General features: G+C 64.0%; 12 protein-coding genes. 3 read left to right on the top strand and 9 right to left on the bottom strand.

Features of this window, described 5'->3' with window-relative positions:
* Positions 1-31: 31 nt before the first annotated feature.
* From U0023_RS18695 to U0023_RS18685, 3 genes are read right to left on the bottom strand one after another with little or no spacing between them, the layout of a single operon-like run.
* The gene (locus U0023_RS18695) at positions 32-1,753 is read right to left on the bottom strand and encodes an ABC transporter ATP-binding protein (RefSeq protein WP_040639414.1); all 1,722 of its coding nucleotides are present in this window, start codon (positions 1,751-1,753) and stop codon (positions 32-34) included.
* A gap of 56 nt (positions 1,754-1,809) precedes the next feature.
* The gene (locus tag U0023_RS18690) at positions 1,810-2,616 is read right to left on the bottom strand and encodes an ATP-binding cassette domain-containing protein (protein ID WP_040639413.1); all 807 of its coding nucleotides are present in this window, start codon (positions 2,614-2,616) and stop codon (positions 1,810-1,812) included.
* A gap of 32 nt (positions 2,617-2,648) precedes the next feature.
* Entirely contained in the window at positions 2,649-4,850 is a 2,202-nt protein-coding gene (locus U0023_RS18685) for a TonB-dependent siderophore receptor (RefSeq protein ID WP_009492515.1), read from the bottom strand.
* A gap of 559 nt (positions 4,851-5,409) precedes the next feature.
* On the opposite strand from U0023_RS18685, the gene U0023_RS18680 reads away from it, so the two are divergent.
* Genes U0023_RS18680 through U0023_RS18670 form a run of 3 tightly spaced genes read left to right on the top strand, consistent with a single transcriptional unit; the run spans position 5,410 to position 9,386 of the window.
* A complete protein-coding gene (locus U0023_RS18680) occupies positions 5,410-6,312 on the top strand; it encodes an iron-siderophore ABC transporter substrate-binding protein (protein WP_009492513.1) in 903 nt (300 codons plus the stop codon).
* A 4-nt stretch (positions 6,313-6,316) separates the two neighbouring features.
* The gene (gene fhuB, locus U0023_RS18675; protein ID WP_040639247.1) at positions 6,317-8,272 is read left to right on the top strand and encodes a Fe(3+)-hydroxamate ABC transporter permease FhuB; all 1,956 of its coding nucleotides are present in this window, start codon (positions 6,317-6,319) and stop codon (positions 8,270-8,272) included.
* A gap of 28 nt (positions 8,273-8,300) precedes the next feature.
* Positions 8,301-9,386 (top strand): siderophore-interacting protein, encoded by a 1,086-nt coding sequence (locus U0023_RS18670; protein WP_009492509.1) that lies wholly within the window; start codon positions 8,301-8,303, stop codon positions 9,384-9,386.
* A gap of 55 nt (positions 9,387-9,441) precedes the next feature.
* On the opposite strand, the gene U0023_RS18665 is transcribed toward U0023_RS18670, so the two are convergent.
* The 6 genes from U0023_RS18665 to U0023_RS18640 all read right to left on the bottom strand — a co-directional run bounded on the left by U0023_RS18665 (position 9,442) and on the right by U0023_RS18640 (position 16,571).
* Complete coding sequence (locus U0023_RS18665) at positions 9,442-10,965, bottom strand: carboxypeptidase M32 (protein ID WP_040639412.1); 1,524 nt, start codon at positions 10,963-10,965, stop codon at positions 9,442-9,444.
* A gap of 17 nt (positions 10,966-10,982) precedes the next feature.
* Complete coding sequence (locus U0023_RS18660) at positions 10,983-11,987, bottom strand: ABC transporter ATP-binding protein (protein WP_009492506.1); 1,005 nt, start codon at positions 11,985-11,987, stop codon at positions 10,983-10,985.
* Positions 11,939-12,958 carry an ABC transporter ATP-binding protein gene (locus U0023_RS18655; protein WP_009492504.1) on the bottom strand — a complete coding sequence of 340 codons (1,020 nt, stop codon included), beginning with the start codon at positions 12,956-12,958 and terminating at the stop codon, positions 11,939-11,941. Before U0023_RS18655 ends, U0023_RS18660 begins: the two co-directional genes overlap by 49 nt.
* Positions 12,955-13,866 (bottom strand): ABC transporter permease, encoded by a 912-nt coding sequence (locus U0023_RS18650; protein WP_009492502.1) that lies wholly within the window; start codon positions 13,864-13,866, stop codon positions 12,955-12,957. The genes U0023_RS18655 and U0023_RS18650 overlap by 4 nt, the downstream gene beginning before the upstream one ends.
* On the bottom strand, positions 13,863-14,837 hold the full coding sequence (locus U0023_RS18645) for an ABC transporter permease (protein WP_009492500.1): 975 nt from the start codon (positions 14,835-14,837) through the stop codon (positions 13,863-13,865). The genes U0023_RS18650 and U0023_RS18645 overlap by 4 nt, the downstream gene beginning before the upstream one ends.
* A 153-nt stretch (positions 14,838-14,990) precedes the next feature.
* Positions 14,991-16,571 carry an ABC transporter substrate-binding protein gene (locus U0023_RS18640; RefSeq protein WP_009492498.1) on the bottom strand — a complete coding sequence of 527 codons (1,581 nt, stop codon included), beginning with the start codon at positions 16,569-16,571 and terminating at the stop codon, positions 14,991-14,993.
* Between the last annotated feature and the right edge of the window lie 88 nt (positions 16,572-16,659).

Below are 16,659 nucleotides of genomic sequence, written 5' to 3'. Positions count from 1 at the left end.
TTAGAGCTGCTTCCGCTTCGCCGGGAATGCTCTAGGCGAACTGCGCCTCGCTCAGCCGCCGGTAGATGCCGTCTCGGGCGAGAAGCTCCCTGTGGCTGCCCTGCTCGGCGATGACGCCATGGTCGATGACGGCGATCCGGTCCGCGTTCACGATGGTGGCAAGGCGATGCGCGATCACCAGGGTCGTGCGCCCCTGCGACAGTTCGGCGAGGGCCTGCTGGATCGCCCGCTCTGTTTCCGTATCGAGGGCCGACGTCGCCTCGTCGAGGATGAGGATCGGCGGGTTCTTGAGGAAGATGCGCGCGATGGCGAGGCGCTGCTTCTGTCCCCCGGAGAGCTTGACGCCGCGCTCGCCGATGACCGTATCGAGGCCGGCCGGGAGCGAGGCGATCACCTCGTCGAGCCGGGCCCTGCGGGCCGCCTCCAGAACCTCGGCGTCGCTCGCTTCGAGCCGGCCATAGGCGATGTTCTCGCGGATGGTCCCGGCGAACAGGAACACGTCCTGCTGCACGATGCCGATCTGGCTGCGCAGGGAGCGAAGCGTCATGTCGCGGATATCGATCCCGTCGATGGCGATGAAGCCGCTGTCGACCTCGTAGAAGCGCGGCAGCAGGGAGCAGATGGTGGTCTTGCCCGCACCGGACGGGCCGACGAAGGCGATGGTTTCGCCGGCGCGGATCGTCAGGTCGAGCCCCTTGAGGATGGGGCGGCCGGGAGCGTAGCCGAACTCCACGCTCCGGTACGCGATGTCGCCGTTGAGCTTGCCGACGTCCCGGGCGCCCGGCCGGTCGGCGATGTCGGGGCGCGTATCGAGGAACGTCATGTAGCGCCTGAAGCCGGCAATCCCCTTCGGATAGGTCTCGATCACCGAATTGATCTTCTCGATCGGCCGGAAGAACACGCCCACGAGCAGCAGGAATCCGACGAAGCCGCCTGCGCTGAGTTCGCCCTTGAGCACCAGGTAGCTGCCCGCCACCATGACGACCATCTGGATCAGGCGCATGCTCAGGTAGCTGAGCGAGGTCGAAGCCGCCATGATGCGGTAGGCTTCCAGCTTCGTCTTCCGATAGCCCTGGTTGTCGACGGCGAACAGGCGCCGCTCGTGATCCTCGTTGGCGAAGGCCTGGACCACGCGAATGCCGCCGACATTCTCCTCGATGCGCGCGTTGAAATCGCCGACCTTCCCGTAAAGCGCCTGCCAGTTGCGCGTCATGCGGCCGCCATAGCGGGTCGTCACCCAGGCGGTGAGCGGCACCACGAGAGCCGTGATGAGCGCAAGCTGCACATTGACCGTGAACATCAGGATGAACGCTCCCACGAGCGTCATCAGCGCGATGAAGAGATCCTCCGGCCCGTGATGGGCGACTTCGCCGATCTCCTCCAGGTCCTTGGTGAGACGCGCCACGAGATGCCCGGTCTTCTGGTTGTCGAAGAAGCCGAAGGAGAGCTTCTGGAGGTGATCGAATGCCTTACGCCGCATCTCCGTCTCGATGTTGATGCCGAGCATGTGCCCCCAATAGGTCACCGTGGCCATCAGGCCCGCGTTGAGGACGTAGACTGCGAGCAGCAGCGCCGAGGCGAGCGTGATGAGCCCCCACTGGCCAGTGGGGAGCAGCGTGTCGATGAACAGCTTGACGGCAATCGGAAAGCCGAGCTCGAGCAGGCCCGAAACGACCGCGCAGGAGAAGTCGAGCACGAACAGGCCGCGATGCGGCTGGTAATAGGCGAAGAAGCGTTTGAGCAGGGGGCGCATGACGGAGAGGTACTTCCGGCCGCCGTCGAGGGCAAGCCGGACCATGAAACATTGGGTCACCGGACGAAGCTGACAGGCTCTCCGTTGAAGGGATGGGGGATGACGTCCATGGCGATGCCGTAGATCGACTGCAGCCGGGGCGGCGTCATGATTTCCACGGGCGTGCCGCGGGCGATCAGCCGCCCCGCCTTGAGGGCCAGGATCTCGTCGCAGAACCGCGCGGCCATGTTGATGTCGTGCAGGACCACGACCACGCCGAGCCCACGTTCGTGCGACAGGCGCCGGACGAGCGCCAGCACCTCCACCTGATGGGTGACGTCGAGCGCCGAGATCGGCTCGTCGAGGAGCAGGAACTGAGCATCCTGCGCCACCAGCATCGCGAGCCAGACCCGCTGGCGCTCACCGCCGGAGAGCGTCTCCACCAGACGGTCGGCGAAAGGCTCCACGTCGGCGAGCGCCATCGCTTCCCTCACCTTCTGGCGGTCGGCAGCACTGACGCGGCCCAACGGGCCATGCCAGGGATAGCGGCCGAGGGCCACGAGTTCCCTGACGAGCATGCCGGACGCGGGCGGCGTCTGCTGCGGCAGATAGGCGACCCGTCTCGCGAAAGGCCGCTCGCCCCAGTCCGACAGGGCCCTTCCCTCGAACGAGAGCGTGCCGCCGCTCGCCGGCTGCTGGCGGGCCAGAAGCTTGATGAGCGTCGACTTTCCCGAACCGTTGTGGCCGATCAACCCGATCACGCGCCGCCCCGGCAAGGTCAGGCTGAGCGGATGCAGCAGGGTTCGCTCCGGAATCGCGAAGCTCACATCCCGCAGCTCGAACAGCGGAGCACCGGTGGCCTGAACAGGCTTCGGCCCCGGCATGAGGGCGCCATAGCGAGACGGCGCCTCGGACCTCACCATTTGTAGCTCGCCTTCAGCGTCGCGACGCGGCCTGCGCCGTAATTGCAGGTGTATTGCGTGTCGCAGGACGAGACATACTCGTTGTCGAACAGGTTGTTGACGTTGAGTGCAACCGTGAAGTTGTCGCGCGTGTAGCGGATGGCGGCATCGAACACGGTGGCGGCAGGCACCTTCAGGGTGTTCTCGTTGTCGACATAGGAGAAGCCGACATAGCGAACGCCTGCGCCGAAGCCGACCCCTTTGAACGTGCCGTCCTGGATCGTGTAGTCGAGCCAGCCTGAGGCCAGGATCTCCGGCACCACGTTGGGACGCTTGCCGATCAGCAGGGGATTGGAATCCTCGGTGATCTCGATGTCGTAGGCCGTGAAGGCGGCGACCGCCTTCAGACCCGCCGTGATGTTGGCCTGTGCCTCGACTTCGAAGCCGCGAGACCGAACCTCACCCAGCTGAGCCTCGAAGAAGAGATGCTGAGGATCGGACGTAAGGACGTTCTGGCGGGTGAGATCGAACAGCGAGGCGGTGATCAGACCGTCGAAGAATGTCGGCTTGTACTTGACGCCGACCTCATATTGCCGGCCAATCTCCGGCTCGAAGCCCTCACCGAAGAAATCAGCCCCGATGAGCGGATTGAAGGAGCGCGAGATCGCGATATAGGGTGTCACGCCGTTGGCGAATTCGTAGCCCAATCCCAGGCGCCCGCTGAACTCGCCGGCTTCCTCGCTGAAATTGGCCGCGCCCACCGCATCGGTGCTCTTCGTGGAGACGCGATCGTAACGACCGTTCAGCGTCGCGATCCAGCCGCCGTAGCGGATCTGATCCTGGGCATAGAAGCCGACCTGGTTCATGGTCAGATTCTGGTCGAGATAGGGAACGGACGGCCCCTGTGGAACGCCGTAGATCGGATTGACCGGGCCGATCGGCGTTCCGCCGCCGGACGCCTGGACGTGATCGATGTCGTAGTACTTGTAATCCAGGCCGAGGAGCAGCGTGTGATCGAGCGGTCCCGTGCCGAACTTCGCCTCCGCCTGATTGTCGATGGAGAGAGTGTTCACGACCGTGTGGTGATCGAACCCGATGCGGTAGAGCGGGAAGTTCGGCCCGACGGGCACGGGGCCCGGAAAGCCCGTTGCGGAATCGAGATAGCCGTATGGATAGGGACCACGCTCCTTCGAATTCGTGTGCGCATAGCGGAAATTCTGCCTGAAGGTCCAGACATCGTTGATCGCGTGCTCGAACTCGTAGCCGATCATGGATTGGTCGCGGCGGTAGAGATCGATATCGGGTTCGCTGTAGTAGAAGCGGCGCGAGATGCGGCCATAGGGCGCGGGAACGACCGTGCCGACATAGGGCAGGAATCCGCCCGTGTGCATGAGATCCATGTTCTGATAGGACGCGAGCACGGTGAGTGCCGTTTCCCCATTGGGCCGGAACGTCAGGGCCGGCGCAATCACGCCGCGAAAATCGTCCGCTTTCTCGGTCTCCCAGCCACCGCCGGAGACTTTTCCGGTCAGGCGGTAGGACCAGATCCTGTCCTTGTCGAGGGCGCCGCCGAAATCGAAGGCGGCATAGCCGTTGCCCCATGAGTTGATGCCTGTCTCCACATAGCGCAGCGGCTCGGTCGTCGGCCGCTTGCTCACGAGATTGACGAGACCGCCGATGGACGAACCGCCATAGAGAGCCGCAGACGGTCCCTTGAGCACTTCGATGCGCTCCAGAACGAACGGGTCGATGTAAAACCCGCCGAAGGCATATTGATAAAGCGGCAGGCTGTTCAGGAAGACGCCGGTCTGACCCGCATCGAAGCCCCGGATGTAAAACCAGTCCGTATCCGAATCCACTCCGTAGGGCTGTGCGTAGACGCCAGCGGTGTAGCGCAGGGCCTCGTCGACCTTCTGCGCCTGACGATCCTCGATCTCCTCGCGCCCGATCACAGAAACCGACTGCGGTATTTCCTCGATGGGCGTATCGGTCTTGGTGCCGGTTGCGGTGCGATTGGGAACATAGCCGTTCACTGGCCCGGTCGCGCTGCCGCTCTGCCCTTCGACGGTGACCGTCTCCAACGCGATCTCACCGGACACTGATTGTGACTGGGCCAGGGATGAGCCGCTCGAGGCCCCCATCACGGCAAGCGCGACAAGGCTCACCCCCAAACTCAACGCGTAACGACGATTCATGGATGCCCCCAAGGCGTTCATTCGCAGGAAGTCCGTCCCGACCTCACATGCATGGGCAATCACCAGATTACCGCTGCGCCTCCCCTATTGATTCCATGAAGTTAAATCAAGAATTATGTTTTTCAATTACTCTAAACTGCAGTTTAGAAGGATTATAATCAGCTGATACATTCTTTATAATCGCTATAATCTATTATCTACCTAATCGAACTCCATATGGCCGGTGACAACCGGAATCGCCTTGCCGAACCCAGAGGCTTACGATTTTCGGACTGTTCGGACGGTCAGTGATGAGGCCGAAGCCGCAGCTCCGCCATGACGATTTTCATTTTTGAATTGTTCTAATATACTGAAATGAATAGAATTTTCTCAAACTCGTATTGACGTCTCCTTATTCGCGGTCCATCAAGCCGCCCTTAGGCAAAGATCAAGCGCAACCTATCAGTGGCCCAGGGCGGACGAAAATTGCAGGAAACTGGGATGCAGACGAAAACCTGGTCATGGAAGTAATAAACTCAAATACTTAAGTAATAAACTCACTCCGAAGTCCTTCAAGAGCATACCGGTATCGCGAACGCCCATGCAGCTCACCTCCGCACGAAACGCATTCGCTTTGACCCGGCGCAGGCTTCTTGGAGGCGGGCTCGGCTCTCTCATCGTCGGCAACGTCCAGGCGGACCCATTCCGCCGCGTTGCCGTTCTCGACTGGGCCATGTTCGAGACCTTGCTTGCACTGGATATCGTGCCCGTCGCGGCAACCGAACTGGTGCAGTTTCACAAGGTTGCAGTCGAGCCGCCGGTGCCGTCGCAGGTGGCCGATCTCGGCCTTCGCGGCTCACCGAACTTCGAAATGCTCCTTCTCACCCGTCCCGACCTGATCGTCAGCTCGGGTTGGTACGCGTGGGTGAAGGACAGCCTGGAACGGATTGCTCCTGTCGCGTCCTACTCGGTTTACGAAACAGGCCGGCCTCCCTACGCACCGGCCGAGCAGGTCACGTTAGCCCTCGGCAACGATCTCGGACGAAGGCCGCAGGCGGAGGCCTATGTGGCCGCAGCGTCCGATGAGATCGGTCAGGCGAGCCGGCGCATTGCCGATAAGGCGCGTCCCGTCTTCCTGATCAACCTCGGCGATGCGCGCCACTTCCGGGTCTTCGGTCCCGACAGCATGTTCGGCGACGTACTTCAGCGACTGGGCTTGAAGAATGCTTGGCCCAACCCCACCAGCTATGCGGCGGCGGCGGCGATGCCTCTCGAAGCTCTCGCCGAGGTGCCGGAAGCGATCATCGCCATCGTGTCTCCCGTTCCTCCGGATGCCCACCACACTCTCGACGCCAGTCCATTGTGGAAAGCCATTCCGGCCGTTCGCGAGGGGCGCGTCATGACACTGCCACCCGTCAATCCGTTCGGTGCACTGCCTGCCGCGCGGCGTTTCGCTCGCGTCTTCAGTGAAGCGCTCTCGATGCCGGGGATCGCGGATGGTTAAAGCCATGACGGCGAGGCCGTCTGCCCTCGTATGGCTCATGGCAGCGCTCCTCGCCATGAACCTGTTCGCGTATCAGGTCCTGAGCCTGCTGCCCTGGTCGGGCGAGCAAATCTTCGACTTCAACCGTGTTCTCCTCCTGAACAGCGTTCTCCCCCGTGCGGCGGTCGCATTGCTGTCCGGGGCCGCGCTTGGGCTCTGCGGTGCCCTGTTGCAGCAGGTGCTGCGCAATCCCATCGCAGATCCTTCGACCCTCGGCATCTCGGCGGGTGCGCAGTTCGCCATGACGGCCGCAACCCTGTTTGCACCAGCCTTGATGGATACCGCGCGCGAGACGGTCGCGCTGATCGGCGGATTGACCGTCGTCGCCATCCTCTTGTCCCTGACCTGGAAGCACGGGCTCGAACCGGTCACGGTCGTCCTCGCCGGGATGGTGATCTCCCTGATCGCCATGGCCTTGAGCGCGGCGCTCATTCTTGCGAACGGCGAATACATGATGTCCCTGCTCATCTGGGGCAGCGGCTCGCTCACCCAGCAGGGATGGGATCATGCACAGGCGATTGCGCTCACGCTCGGTCTTTGCCTTGCCGCAGCCTTCCTGCTGATCCGTCCCCTGGAAATCCTCGGCCTCGACGACGCGAGCGCACGCGGTCTCGGCGTCAACCTCCTGCTCCTGCGCCTGCTGGCTCTGGCCATCGCCGTGTGGCTCGCGACAACCGTTACGGCGGAGGTCGGTATCATCGGCTTCGTCGGCCTCGCAGCACCGACTTTCGCCAGGCTATGCGGCGCACGCACGCAGCGCGAGATCTTTGCATCGGCACCGCTCGTCGGAGCGACGATCCTGTGGCTCACGGATGGTCTCGCGCAGCTCGTAGCGAGCGGATCGGCCAGGACGGTGCCGACGGGGGCCGCCACGGCGCTCCTCGGAGGACCGCTGCTCCTCTACCTGCTTCCGCGCCTCCGGTTCGCTCATCGTGCCTCCACTCTCGCGCCGGCTGAAGCCACGCGACGGATCGTCAAGCCGGTCGCTCCTCTGTTCGCCATCCTTTTGCTTGTCCTGGGCATGATCGCGCTGGCCGTCCTCGTCGGGCGGGGGCCTGACGGGTGGAGCCTCGCAACGGGGCAGATTCTCGGCGATCTCCTCCCGTTCCGCACCCCGCGCGTTGCGGCGGCAGCTTCGGCCGGAGCCATGCTGGCCGCGGCTGGCATGATTCTGCAGCGGACGACCGGCAATCCCCTCGTGAGTCCGGAAGTGCTCGGCATCAGCGCCGGCGCTGGTGTCGGCCTCGCCGCGATTCTCTTCACGATACCCGCGCCGACCATGAGCATACGGCTGACCGGCGCGGCGATCGGCGTCTTCGTGGCCCTGCTGGCTCTGCTCTGGGTCGCCGGTCGGCAGGAGAAGAACGCCGAACGTCTGCTGCTCGGTGGTCTGGCTGTCGGAGCATTCTGCAACGCCCTCGTCAACGCCGCCATGATCACGGGCGATGCGCGCGCTTTTCAGCTCCTGGCCTGGATCAGCGGCTCGACGGCTCATGTCACCTCGACCGAGGCGTGGATCGCCATGGCGGCGGCTATCGTCCTCCTGGGTCCTCTGCCTCTCATGATCCGCTGGCTCGAGATCCTCCCGCTGGGAGCCGAACAGTCCCGCGCGATCGGCGTGCCGCTTCATGCAAGCCGCATGACGCTGACCCTGTTCGCCGCAGGTCTGACGGCCGCGGCGGCGCTCATGGTCGGCCCGCTGAGCTTCGTCGGACTCGTCGCCCCGCACATGGCCCGGCTCGCCGGATTCAGCCGGGCCCATCAGCAGCTCGCGGCGGCCATCCTGATCGGTGTCGGGCTGATGACGGGAGCCGACTGGCTGTCACGGGTCGTTTCCTTCCCCTATCAGCTCCCGCTGGGTCTTTTCGCTTCGCTCATCGGCGGACCGTATCTGATCTGGCTCCTGCGTCGAAGCCGATAGGCGAAACGCCATCGTCATGGAATCTACGATGACATCATCCCTCCTTCGTGCCGAGGCCAAAGTTGACCTCGCTGGTCCCATGCAGGTCATGGACAAGCTCTGCGCGCACTTCGTCGAACACGGCCACGTGGATCGCTCCGGGCGTTCCGCCCGCGTGACCTTCGTTTACGGCAGCGCGTCCGTCGAAGCGGATGACGACAGTCTCCGCCTTCAGGCCGAAAGCGCTGACGCGACCGGCCTTGCCTATGTCAAATGGAGTCTCGCTGAGCACATCCTTGGCTTTGCCGAGGGTGTGTCTCCCCGCATTTCGTGGACCGGCGATGGAGCCGCCGGTTCGCCTTTGCCATACTTCCGCGAAATGCGTGTCGTGAGCGCCACCAACGTGACGCCACGCATGCGCCGGGTGCGGCTCAAAGGCTCGGATCTTGCGCGCTTCGCCACCGGCGGCATGCATGTCCGGCTGCTGTTTCCTCCCAAGGCAGGGGTCGTACCGCAATGGCCGGTGACGGGCGAAGATGGGCGGCCGGTTTGGCCGAAGGGCGAGGACCGGCCGGTAATGCGGATCTATACGATCCGCTCGATCGATGTGGCGCGTGGCGAGATCGAGATCGATTTCGTCCTGCACGACGGTGACGAAACGCCCGGTTCGACCTGGGCTCGGCTGGCCCGCCCTGGGGACATCGTGGGAGCCATGGGACCGGCAGGGGGCGAGCTTCCGGACGCGGATTGGTATCTTTTCGTCGGCGATGAAACCGCGCTGCCGGCCATCAGCCGGATCCTAGCGGAGCTCCCGGCGGAACGCCGGGCCACCGTGCTGCTCGAAGTAGCCGACGCGAGCGAGGAGCAGCCGCTCCGCTCGTTGGCGGCGCTGGAGATCCGCTGGATGCACCGCAACGGTGCACCGGCGGGAACGACGTCCCTGCTCGAGGACGCTCTTCGCGGGATCGCCATGCCGCCGGGCGCGGCACGCCGCTTCATCTGGGCCGGATGCGAGCAGAGCAGCTGCCGATGCCTGAAGCGACTCCTGCGCAAAGAGTGGAAGATTCCGACCTCGGAACATCAGGTCGTCGCCTATTGGCGCGCAGGCCATTCGGCCGATCAGGTCGAGCACTGACAATGCCGCAGCGAATACGCTCGCTGCGGCATGGTCCGAGGGACCTGGACAAACCTTAAGCCGCGTACTTGTCCCACAGATAGGCAAGGTAAGGTGCCGGATCGAGGCCTCGGCCCGTTTCGCGCCGCAGCAGTTCGTCGCGTTGGAACCGGCGTCCGTGCTGCCAGATCCGGGTGCGCAGCTCTTCCGCCAGGGCCGAATACTCGCCGGCCTGGATGGCTGCATCGAGGGACGGCTTCTGCCGGCGCAGGCTGTCCATCATCTGGGCGCCCATGACGTTGCCGACGGTATAGGTCGGGAAGGAGCCGATATAGCCGGTCGACCAATGCACATCCTGCAGGACACCCTTGGCGTCGTTCGGCACCACAAGATCGAGATCGCGCTTGATCGCCGCGTTCCAGGCATCCGGCAGGTCGGCGACGGGCAGCGAGCCGTCCATGAGGGCGCATTCGATGTCCGCCCGCAGCATGATGTGGAAGTCATAGGTGAGCTCGTCCGCCTCGACCCGGATGAATCCCGGCTCGACGCGTGTCACCGCGCGGTAGAACTCTCCCGCGCTTACATCGCCGAGCTGATCCGGGAAGTGCCTCTGCAGCTCCGGAAAATGCAGCTGCCAGAAGGTGCGGCTGCGCACGATATGATTCTCCCACAGGCGCGACTGGGATTCATGGGCGCCGAAGCTGGTTCCGCCGACCGCATAGAGTCCCACGAGATCGGTTGCCAGCGTGGTGCGGGTATAGGCCGGGTCGACGCCCTGCTCGTAGAGCCCGTGTCCGACCTCGTGGGCGGTGCCGAACATGGAGGCAGGAAGGTAGTTCCGGTTGTAGCGGGTGGTGATGCGCACATCGTTGCGGGTGAACGACACCTCGAACGGATGCACCGTCGTGTCCAGGCGCCCGCGCTTGAAGTCGTATCCGAGCTTTTCGGCGAGGCTCAGGCCGAAAGCACGCTGCCCTTCTTCCGGATAGTCGCGGAACAGGAAGTCGGAACGGGGCTGAGGCCGCGACCGCGCGACATCGAGAATCGGAAGGAGCCGGGCGCGCAGTTCGCCGAACAGGGATTTGAGGCTCGCGGCCGTCTCGCCCGGCTCGTAGATCGACACCATGGCGTCATAGGGATGCTCGCTCCAGCCGATGCAATCGGCATAGGCACGGGACAATTCGACCGTCTTGGCGAGGTGGGGCGAGAAGATCGAGAAATCGCTCTTCGAACGCCCTTCGATCCAGGCTGCCTGAGCGACGGTGCGAAGCGCCGCGCGCTCCTGGATCAGGGATGCGGGCACCCGCTTGTGGTGGTCCACCGCATGCCGCGTCTGCCGCACCATGCGCCGCTCGGCCGAATCCTCACCGAGCCCCTCGACCGCCCGCTCCGCCGCCTCGAGCGCCTTCTCGGTCTCCGGTGCGAGCAGCAGGTCGCGTGCGAGCCGGGTCAGCGTTGCGATTTGATGACCGCGCGTTTCCGCTCCACCCGCAGGCATCATGGTGCGGGAATCCCAGGTCAGGACGGAGGTTGCGTTGAGCACGTCGTTGACGGCGGCGATGCGCTCCTGGAGCGCCACGAGAGAGGCTTTATGGGTCATGGTGTTCATCGTTCCGATCAATCCGTGCCGCCCGTGTTGAGATGGCAGGCGGAGAAGCGGCCGGGCGCTATGCCGGTGAGCGGAGGCGTTTCCCGCTTGCAGCGCGGTCCGGCGAAGGGGCAGCGCGGATGGAAGTGGCATCCGCTCGGAGGATGAAGCGGTGAAGGAATCTCGCCAGCGATCGGGCGGAAGCTCTTCTTGCCCACGCCGATGCGCGGAACGCTCTCGAAAAGGGCGCGCGTATACGGATGGTTCGGAGCCTCATAGAGCTCGGAGGTGGGCGCCAGCTCGACGATGCGGCCGAGATACATGATCGCGACCCGGTCGGAGACGTGCCGCACCACGCCCAAATCGTGGCTGATGAAGATGCCGGTAAGATCGAGATCCTGGCGCAGATCCATGAACAGGTTGAGGACCTGCGCCTGGATCGACACGTCGAGGGAGGCCACCGGCTCGTCGAGCACCAACAGGTCCGGCTTCATGGCGAGCGCCCGGGCGATGGCGATGCGCTGGCGCTGCCCGCCGGAGAACTGATGGGGAAAGCGCCTGCGGTAGCTCGGATCGAGCCCGACGCGCCCGAGCAGATCCGCGACGTAGGAATCCGCGTCGCGCCCCTTGACGATGTTGTGAGCCACCGGTCCCTCGGCCACCGTGTCGCCGATGCGGATGCGCGGATTGAGGCTGGCGAAGGGATCCTGGTGGATCATCTGCACGCGGGTCGTCAGCTTCTGCGTCCGCCGTCCCTGCGACTTGGCCACGGGGACCTTGTCGAACAGGATCTTGCCGTCGCTCGGCGTGTAGATGCCGGCGATCATGCGCCCGAGCGTCGACTTCCCGCAGCCGGATTCGCCTACGAGGCCTACGACCTCGCCCTTGGCGACCGACAGGCTGACATCGGTCACAGCGCGCACGGTCTCGGCCTTGGGCCCGGCACCCAGCAATCCGGCGATACGCTCGCCGAGATTGGGCTGCTTTACGAAGCGCTTCGATACGTGGTCGATGTCAAGGAGAGCGGCTGGCATGAAACGGGCTCGATCGGATAATGGCATAGGGCGGTGCGTCCGTCCTCGAAGGTCTGGACGGGCGGCGTCGTGGTGCAGGCGGGTCCCGCCTTGGCGCAGCGGGGCGCGAAGGCGCAGCCCGGTGGGAGGTTGGCCAGGGACGGCGTCGATCCGGGCACCTGCGGAAGCTTCGCCCCGGGCTCGTGCTCAGCCGGAACGGAGGCGAGGAGGCCTGCGGTGTAGGGATGGCGCGGCGATGCGATCACATCGGCGGCCGGGCCGCTTTCCACGACCCTGCCCGCATACATGACGCAGATATCGTCGGCGAGGCTCGACACGACGGCGAGGTCGTGCGTCACCCACACGAATGCCGTGCCGGTGTCGTCCGCAAGGCGTCGCACCTCGGCCAGGATCTGGCCCTGGATGGAGACGTCGAGCGCCGTCGTCGGCTCGTCCGCGATGATGACGGCCGGGCTGTGCAGGAGAGCGATGGCGATGGCCACGCGTTGGCGCATGCCGCCGGAGAGCTGATGCGGATAGGCGTCGAGCCGCTCCTCGGGGCTGGGGATACCCACCTTGGCGAGCGCGTCGCGCGCCCTCGCACGGGCCACCTTGCGCGAGACCTTGTCGTGCGCCCGGACGGCCGCGATCATCTGCGTTCCGATCTTGAGGACCGGATTGAGGGTCATCATCGGATCCTGGAAGACCATGGCGATCTGGGCGCCGCGGACCTTCCGCATGGCTTCGCCCTTCAGGCCGGTCAGGTCCTTGCCGTTCAGGAGAACCTCGCCGCCGGCGATCCTGCCGGGCGGCTCGATCAGGCCGAGGATGGAATAGCCCGTCACGCTCTTGCCGGAACCGGATTCGCCGACCAGACCCAGAATGCGGCCGCGGCCGACCTCGAAGCTGACGCCGTCGACGGCCTTCAGAACGCCGGCCCTGGTCTGGAACTGCGTCTGAAGGTCTTTGACACGAAGAACCGCTTCGCTCATCGGCTGCGCCTCGGGTTCAGAACGTTGCGGACCTGATCGCCCACCAAATTGATGGCGACAACCGTCAGCATCAGGGCGATGCCGGGATAGATCGAGATCCAGTAGCGGCCGGACAGCAGGAACTGGAAGCCGTTGGAAATGAGCGACCCCAGCGAAGGCTGCGTGATGGGAAGGCCGAGTCCCAGGAACGACAGCGTCGCTTCCAGGGCGATGGAGTTTGCCACCTGAACCGTCGCCACCACGATCAGGGGTGGCAGCGCGTTGGGGAGCAGATGCTTGAACAGCACGTGGCGCGCAGGCAGAGGCGTCGAGAGCGCCGCTTCGATGTAGTCCTTGCGCCGCTCCGCACTGGCCGCGCCATGGGTCGTGCGGGCGAAGTAGGCATATTGCGCCGCCACGAGAGCGGCGACGAGCTGCATCAGCCCCTGCCCCAGCATCGCCACGAGGACGAGCGCAAGCAGGATCGCCGGCAGGGAGAGCTGCAGGTCGATGATGCGCATGATGAGTGCCTCGATCCGGCCGCCGTAATAGGCCGCGATAAGGCCGACCGTCGTGCCGAGCACGAGCGCCAGGCTGCCTGCCATGACGCCGACGATCAGGCTCGTACGCAAGCCGTAGAGGATGGCCGAGAATAGGTCGCGACCGGCTGCATCCGTGCCGAGCCAGTGAACATAGCCGCCGGAGCCGATCTCGCCGGGCTCGAGGCGGGCATCGAACAGGTCGAGCGCTTCCTGGTTATAGGGGTCCTGCGGAGCGACGAACGGCGCGAAGGCCGCCATGAGCACCACGGCCGCGACGACGACGAGCGCAGCCACCGCGACCGGGCTCTGGCGATAATCGGCCCAGAAATTGGAGAGCCGACTCCAGCCGGTCTCGGCCGGCAAGGGGAGAGCGGGAGAACTGCTCATGAGGCCGCCTTCACGCGAATGCGCGGATCAAGCTGGCCATAGACCAGATCGACAATGAGATTGATCATAACGAAGAGGAAGACCACGAGAATGAGGTAGGCGACCATCACGGGACGGTCTAGGACGGTGATGGAGTCGATGATGAGCTTGCCCATGCCGGGCCAGTTGAACACCGTCTCCGTCACGACTGCAAAGGCGAGCGTCGAACCCAGCTCCAGGCCGAAAACGGTCACGATGGGAATCGAGATGTTCTTGAGAACATGAAGGCCGACGACCTTGCCCTCGGAGAGCCCCTGGGCACGGGCGAAGCGCACGTAATCCGAGCTCATGACCTCCGCCGTGCCCGCGCGTGTCAGGCGGATCAGCAGGCCGAGCTTGAACAGGGCGAGATTGAAAGCAGGCAGGATGATGTAGCTCCAGCCCTCGAGCGATGTGATCGACAGGTTCATGCCGAGCACCTGGGTGGTCGGACCGCGCCCGCCCGACGGCAGCCAGCCGAGTTCGACCGCGAAAGCCATGATGAGGAGCAGCCCGACCCAGAAGCTCGGCACGCTGAAACCGAGAACGGAGAAGGCCATGATCGCCTTGGCCGAAAACGATTCAGGCTTGTAGCCGGCCCAGAGGCCGAGCGGAATGCCGAGGCCCGTGGCGATCAGCATGGCGGTCAGCGCGAGCTCCAGGGTCGCCGGAAAGCGCGACCAGATCAGGTTCAGCACCGGCAGGCGATAGATAAAGGACTCGCCCAGGTCGCCGTGCAGCATGTTGTTCATGAACACGAAGTACTGCTCGTAAAGAGGGCGATCGAGGCCGTAGCGGTGGATCAATGCCTCGCGCAACGCCTGATCGGACGCCGGATCGATCATCACGTCGATCGGATTGCCGATGGCGTAGACGCCAAGGAACACGATGATCGACATCGCGATGACGACCATGAGCGCCTGCAAAACGCGCTGAATAAGAAAACCAATCATGCTGTCTCGTGCATGGTGTCGAAAGGCCAGGGTGCTGGGGCGAAGCGGCCCATACTCCCGGACATCCATCAATCCGAAAACCGGAGGGAAAGGAACTTCCCTCCGGGAGAGAAACGGGCCGGACTCAAACGCCCCGGCCAGTCATCGACAGGATCAGCTCTTCGGCTTGATCTCGTAGGCCAGGGTCTCCTGGTCAACGCGAGCCGGGATCGTAAGCATGCCCTTCTTGGCGGCCCAGACCGTCTGGATCTGAACGGTCGGGATCAGCGCACGATCGTTCATGGAGACCTCCGTCACCTTCTCGAAGAGAGCGCGGCGCTTCGGATCGTCCATGGTGCGGGCCCCTTCCTGAAGCAGCTTGTCCACTTCGGGATTGGAATAACCCTGCTTGTTGAAAGCGCCGAGGCCAATCGACGGATCCGCCGTGTGCACGAGCGAACCATAGGTATAGCTCGCCTCGCCCGTCAGCGTGCCCCAGCCGCTCATCCAGAGCGAGAACTCGCCCTTCTGCTGAGCCGGGAAGAACACCGTGCCGTTGAGCGCGTTGGCGTTCACCTTCAGGCCGGCGCGGGCCCACATCTGGGAGAGCGCCTCACACACCGCACCGTCGCCCGGCAGGCGATTGTTGGTGCAGTGGAAGTCGATCTCGAAGCCCTTCGGGTAGCCGGCATCGGCGAGCAGCTGCTTCGCCTTGGCCAGATCATAGGGCTTCTCGGGCAGGTTCTTGTTGCCACCGAAGAAGTTGGACGGCATCAGCTGGTTGGCCGGGCGTCCCAGGCCTTCGAGCACGACGCGAACGAGCGTCTTGCGGTCGATGGCGAGATCCAGCGCTTCACGCACCTTGGGATCGCGCAGCGGGTTCGCGTCGATTTCCTTGCCGTCGACCTTCGCCTTCTTCGGGAGGGTCTCCTTCACGTTCGGCGTGATGTTCAGGAAGTACACCGAGTCGGCCACGAACGTGTCGACCGACTTGTCCTTCTGCATCGCTGCGTAGTCGGTGGCCGGCACGTAGTTGACGAGATCGACCTGACCGGATTTCAGGGCTGCCATGCGGGCCGGGTCGCTCGGAATCTCCTTGCGGACCACCTTCTGCCACGGCTGCTTGCCGCCCCAGTAATTGTCATTGCGCTCGAGGACGAGATCGCCCTTCGGCTCCCAGGAGACGAACTTGTACGGGCCAGTGCCGATGGCTGCCTTGCCGGAGTTGAACTGCTCGTTACGAGCTTCCATGCCGACGCTCTTCGACACGACGAAGAGGCGGATGAAGTCGTTCGGCAGCGTCGGCGCGGGCGACTTCGTCTTGACGTGCAGGGTATACTTGTCGGCGACCTTCGTCTCCGCGACCTGCTTCGTGTAGATGGTCATGCTCATGGGGCCGGTGACGACCGGGATGCGATCGATCGAGAATTTCACGTCCTCGGCGGTCAGTTCCGAACCGTCATGGAATTTCACGCCCTCGCGGATCTTGAATTCCCAGGTCGTATCGTCGATCGGCTTCCAGGACGTGGCGAGACCGGGCTTCAGCCCCAGGTTTTCGTCCGACATCACGAGCGTATCGAAGATGTGGCGCAGGGCTTCCGCCTGGCTGCCGAGCGTCGACCAATGCGGGTCGATCGAGTCGGGACCTGCGCGCAATCCCATGGTCAGCGTCTGCGCGGAAACCGATCCGCAGAGCACCGTTCCGAGAACGAAAGCTGCAACGAGCGATCCACCAAGTTTGAAGTTTTGTTTCACTTCACTTCCCCTCTTGCTAAGACCCTGGCTTTTCGTCCAAGGTGTTCTTATCGATTAGAACGGTAGGTCACTCGGTTAAGAAAAGTCA

This window comes from Microvirga lotononidis (assembly GCF_034627025.1).
Lineage (GTDB): Bacteria > Pseudomonadota > Alphaproteobacteria > Rhizobiales > Beijerinckiaceae > Microvirga > Microvirga lotononidis.
This window is presented reverse-complemented; position numbering and strand designations above follow the sequence as displayed.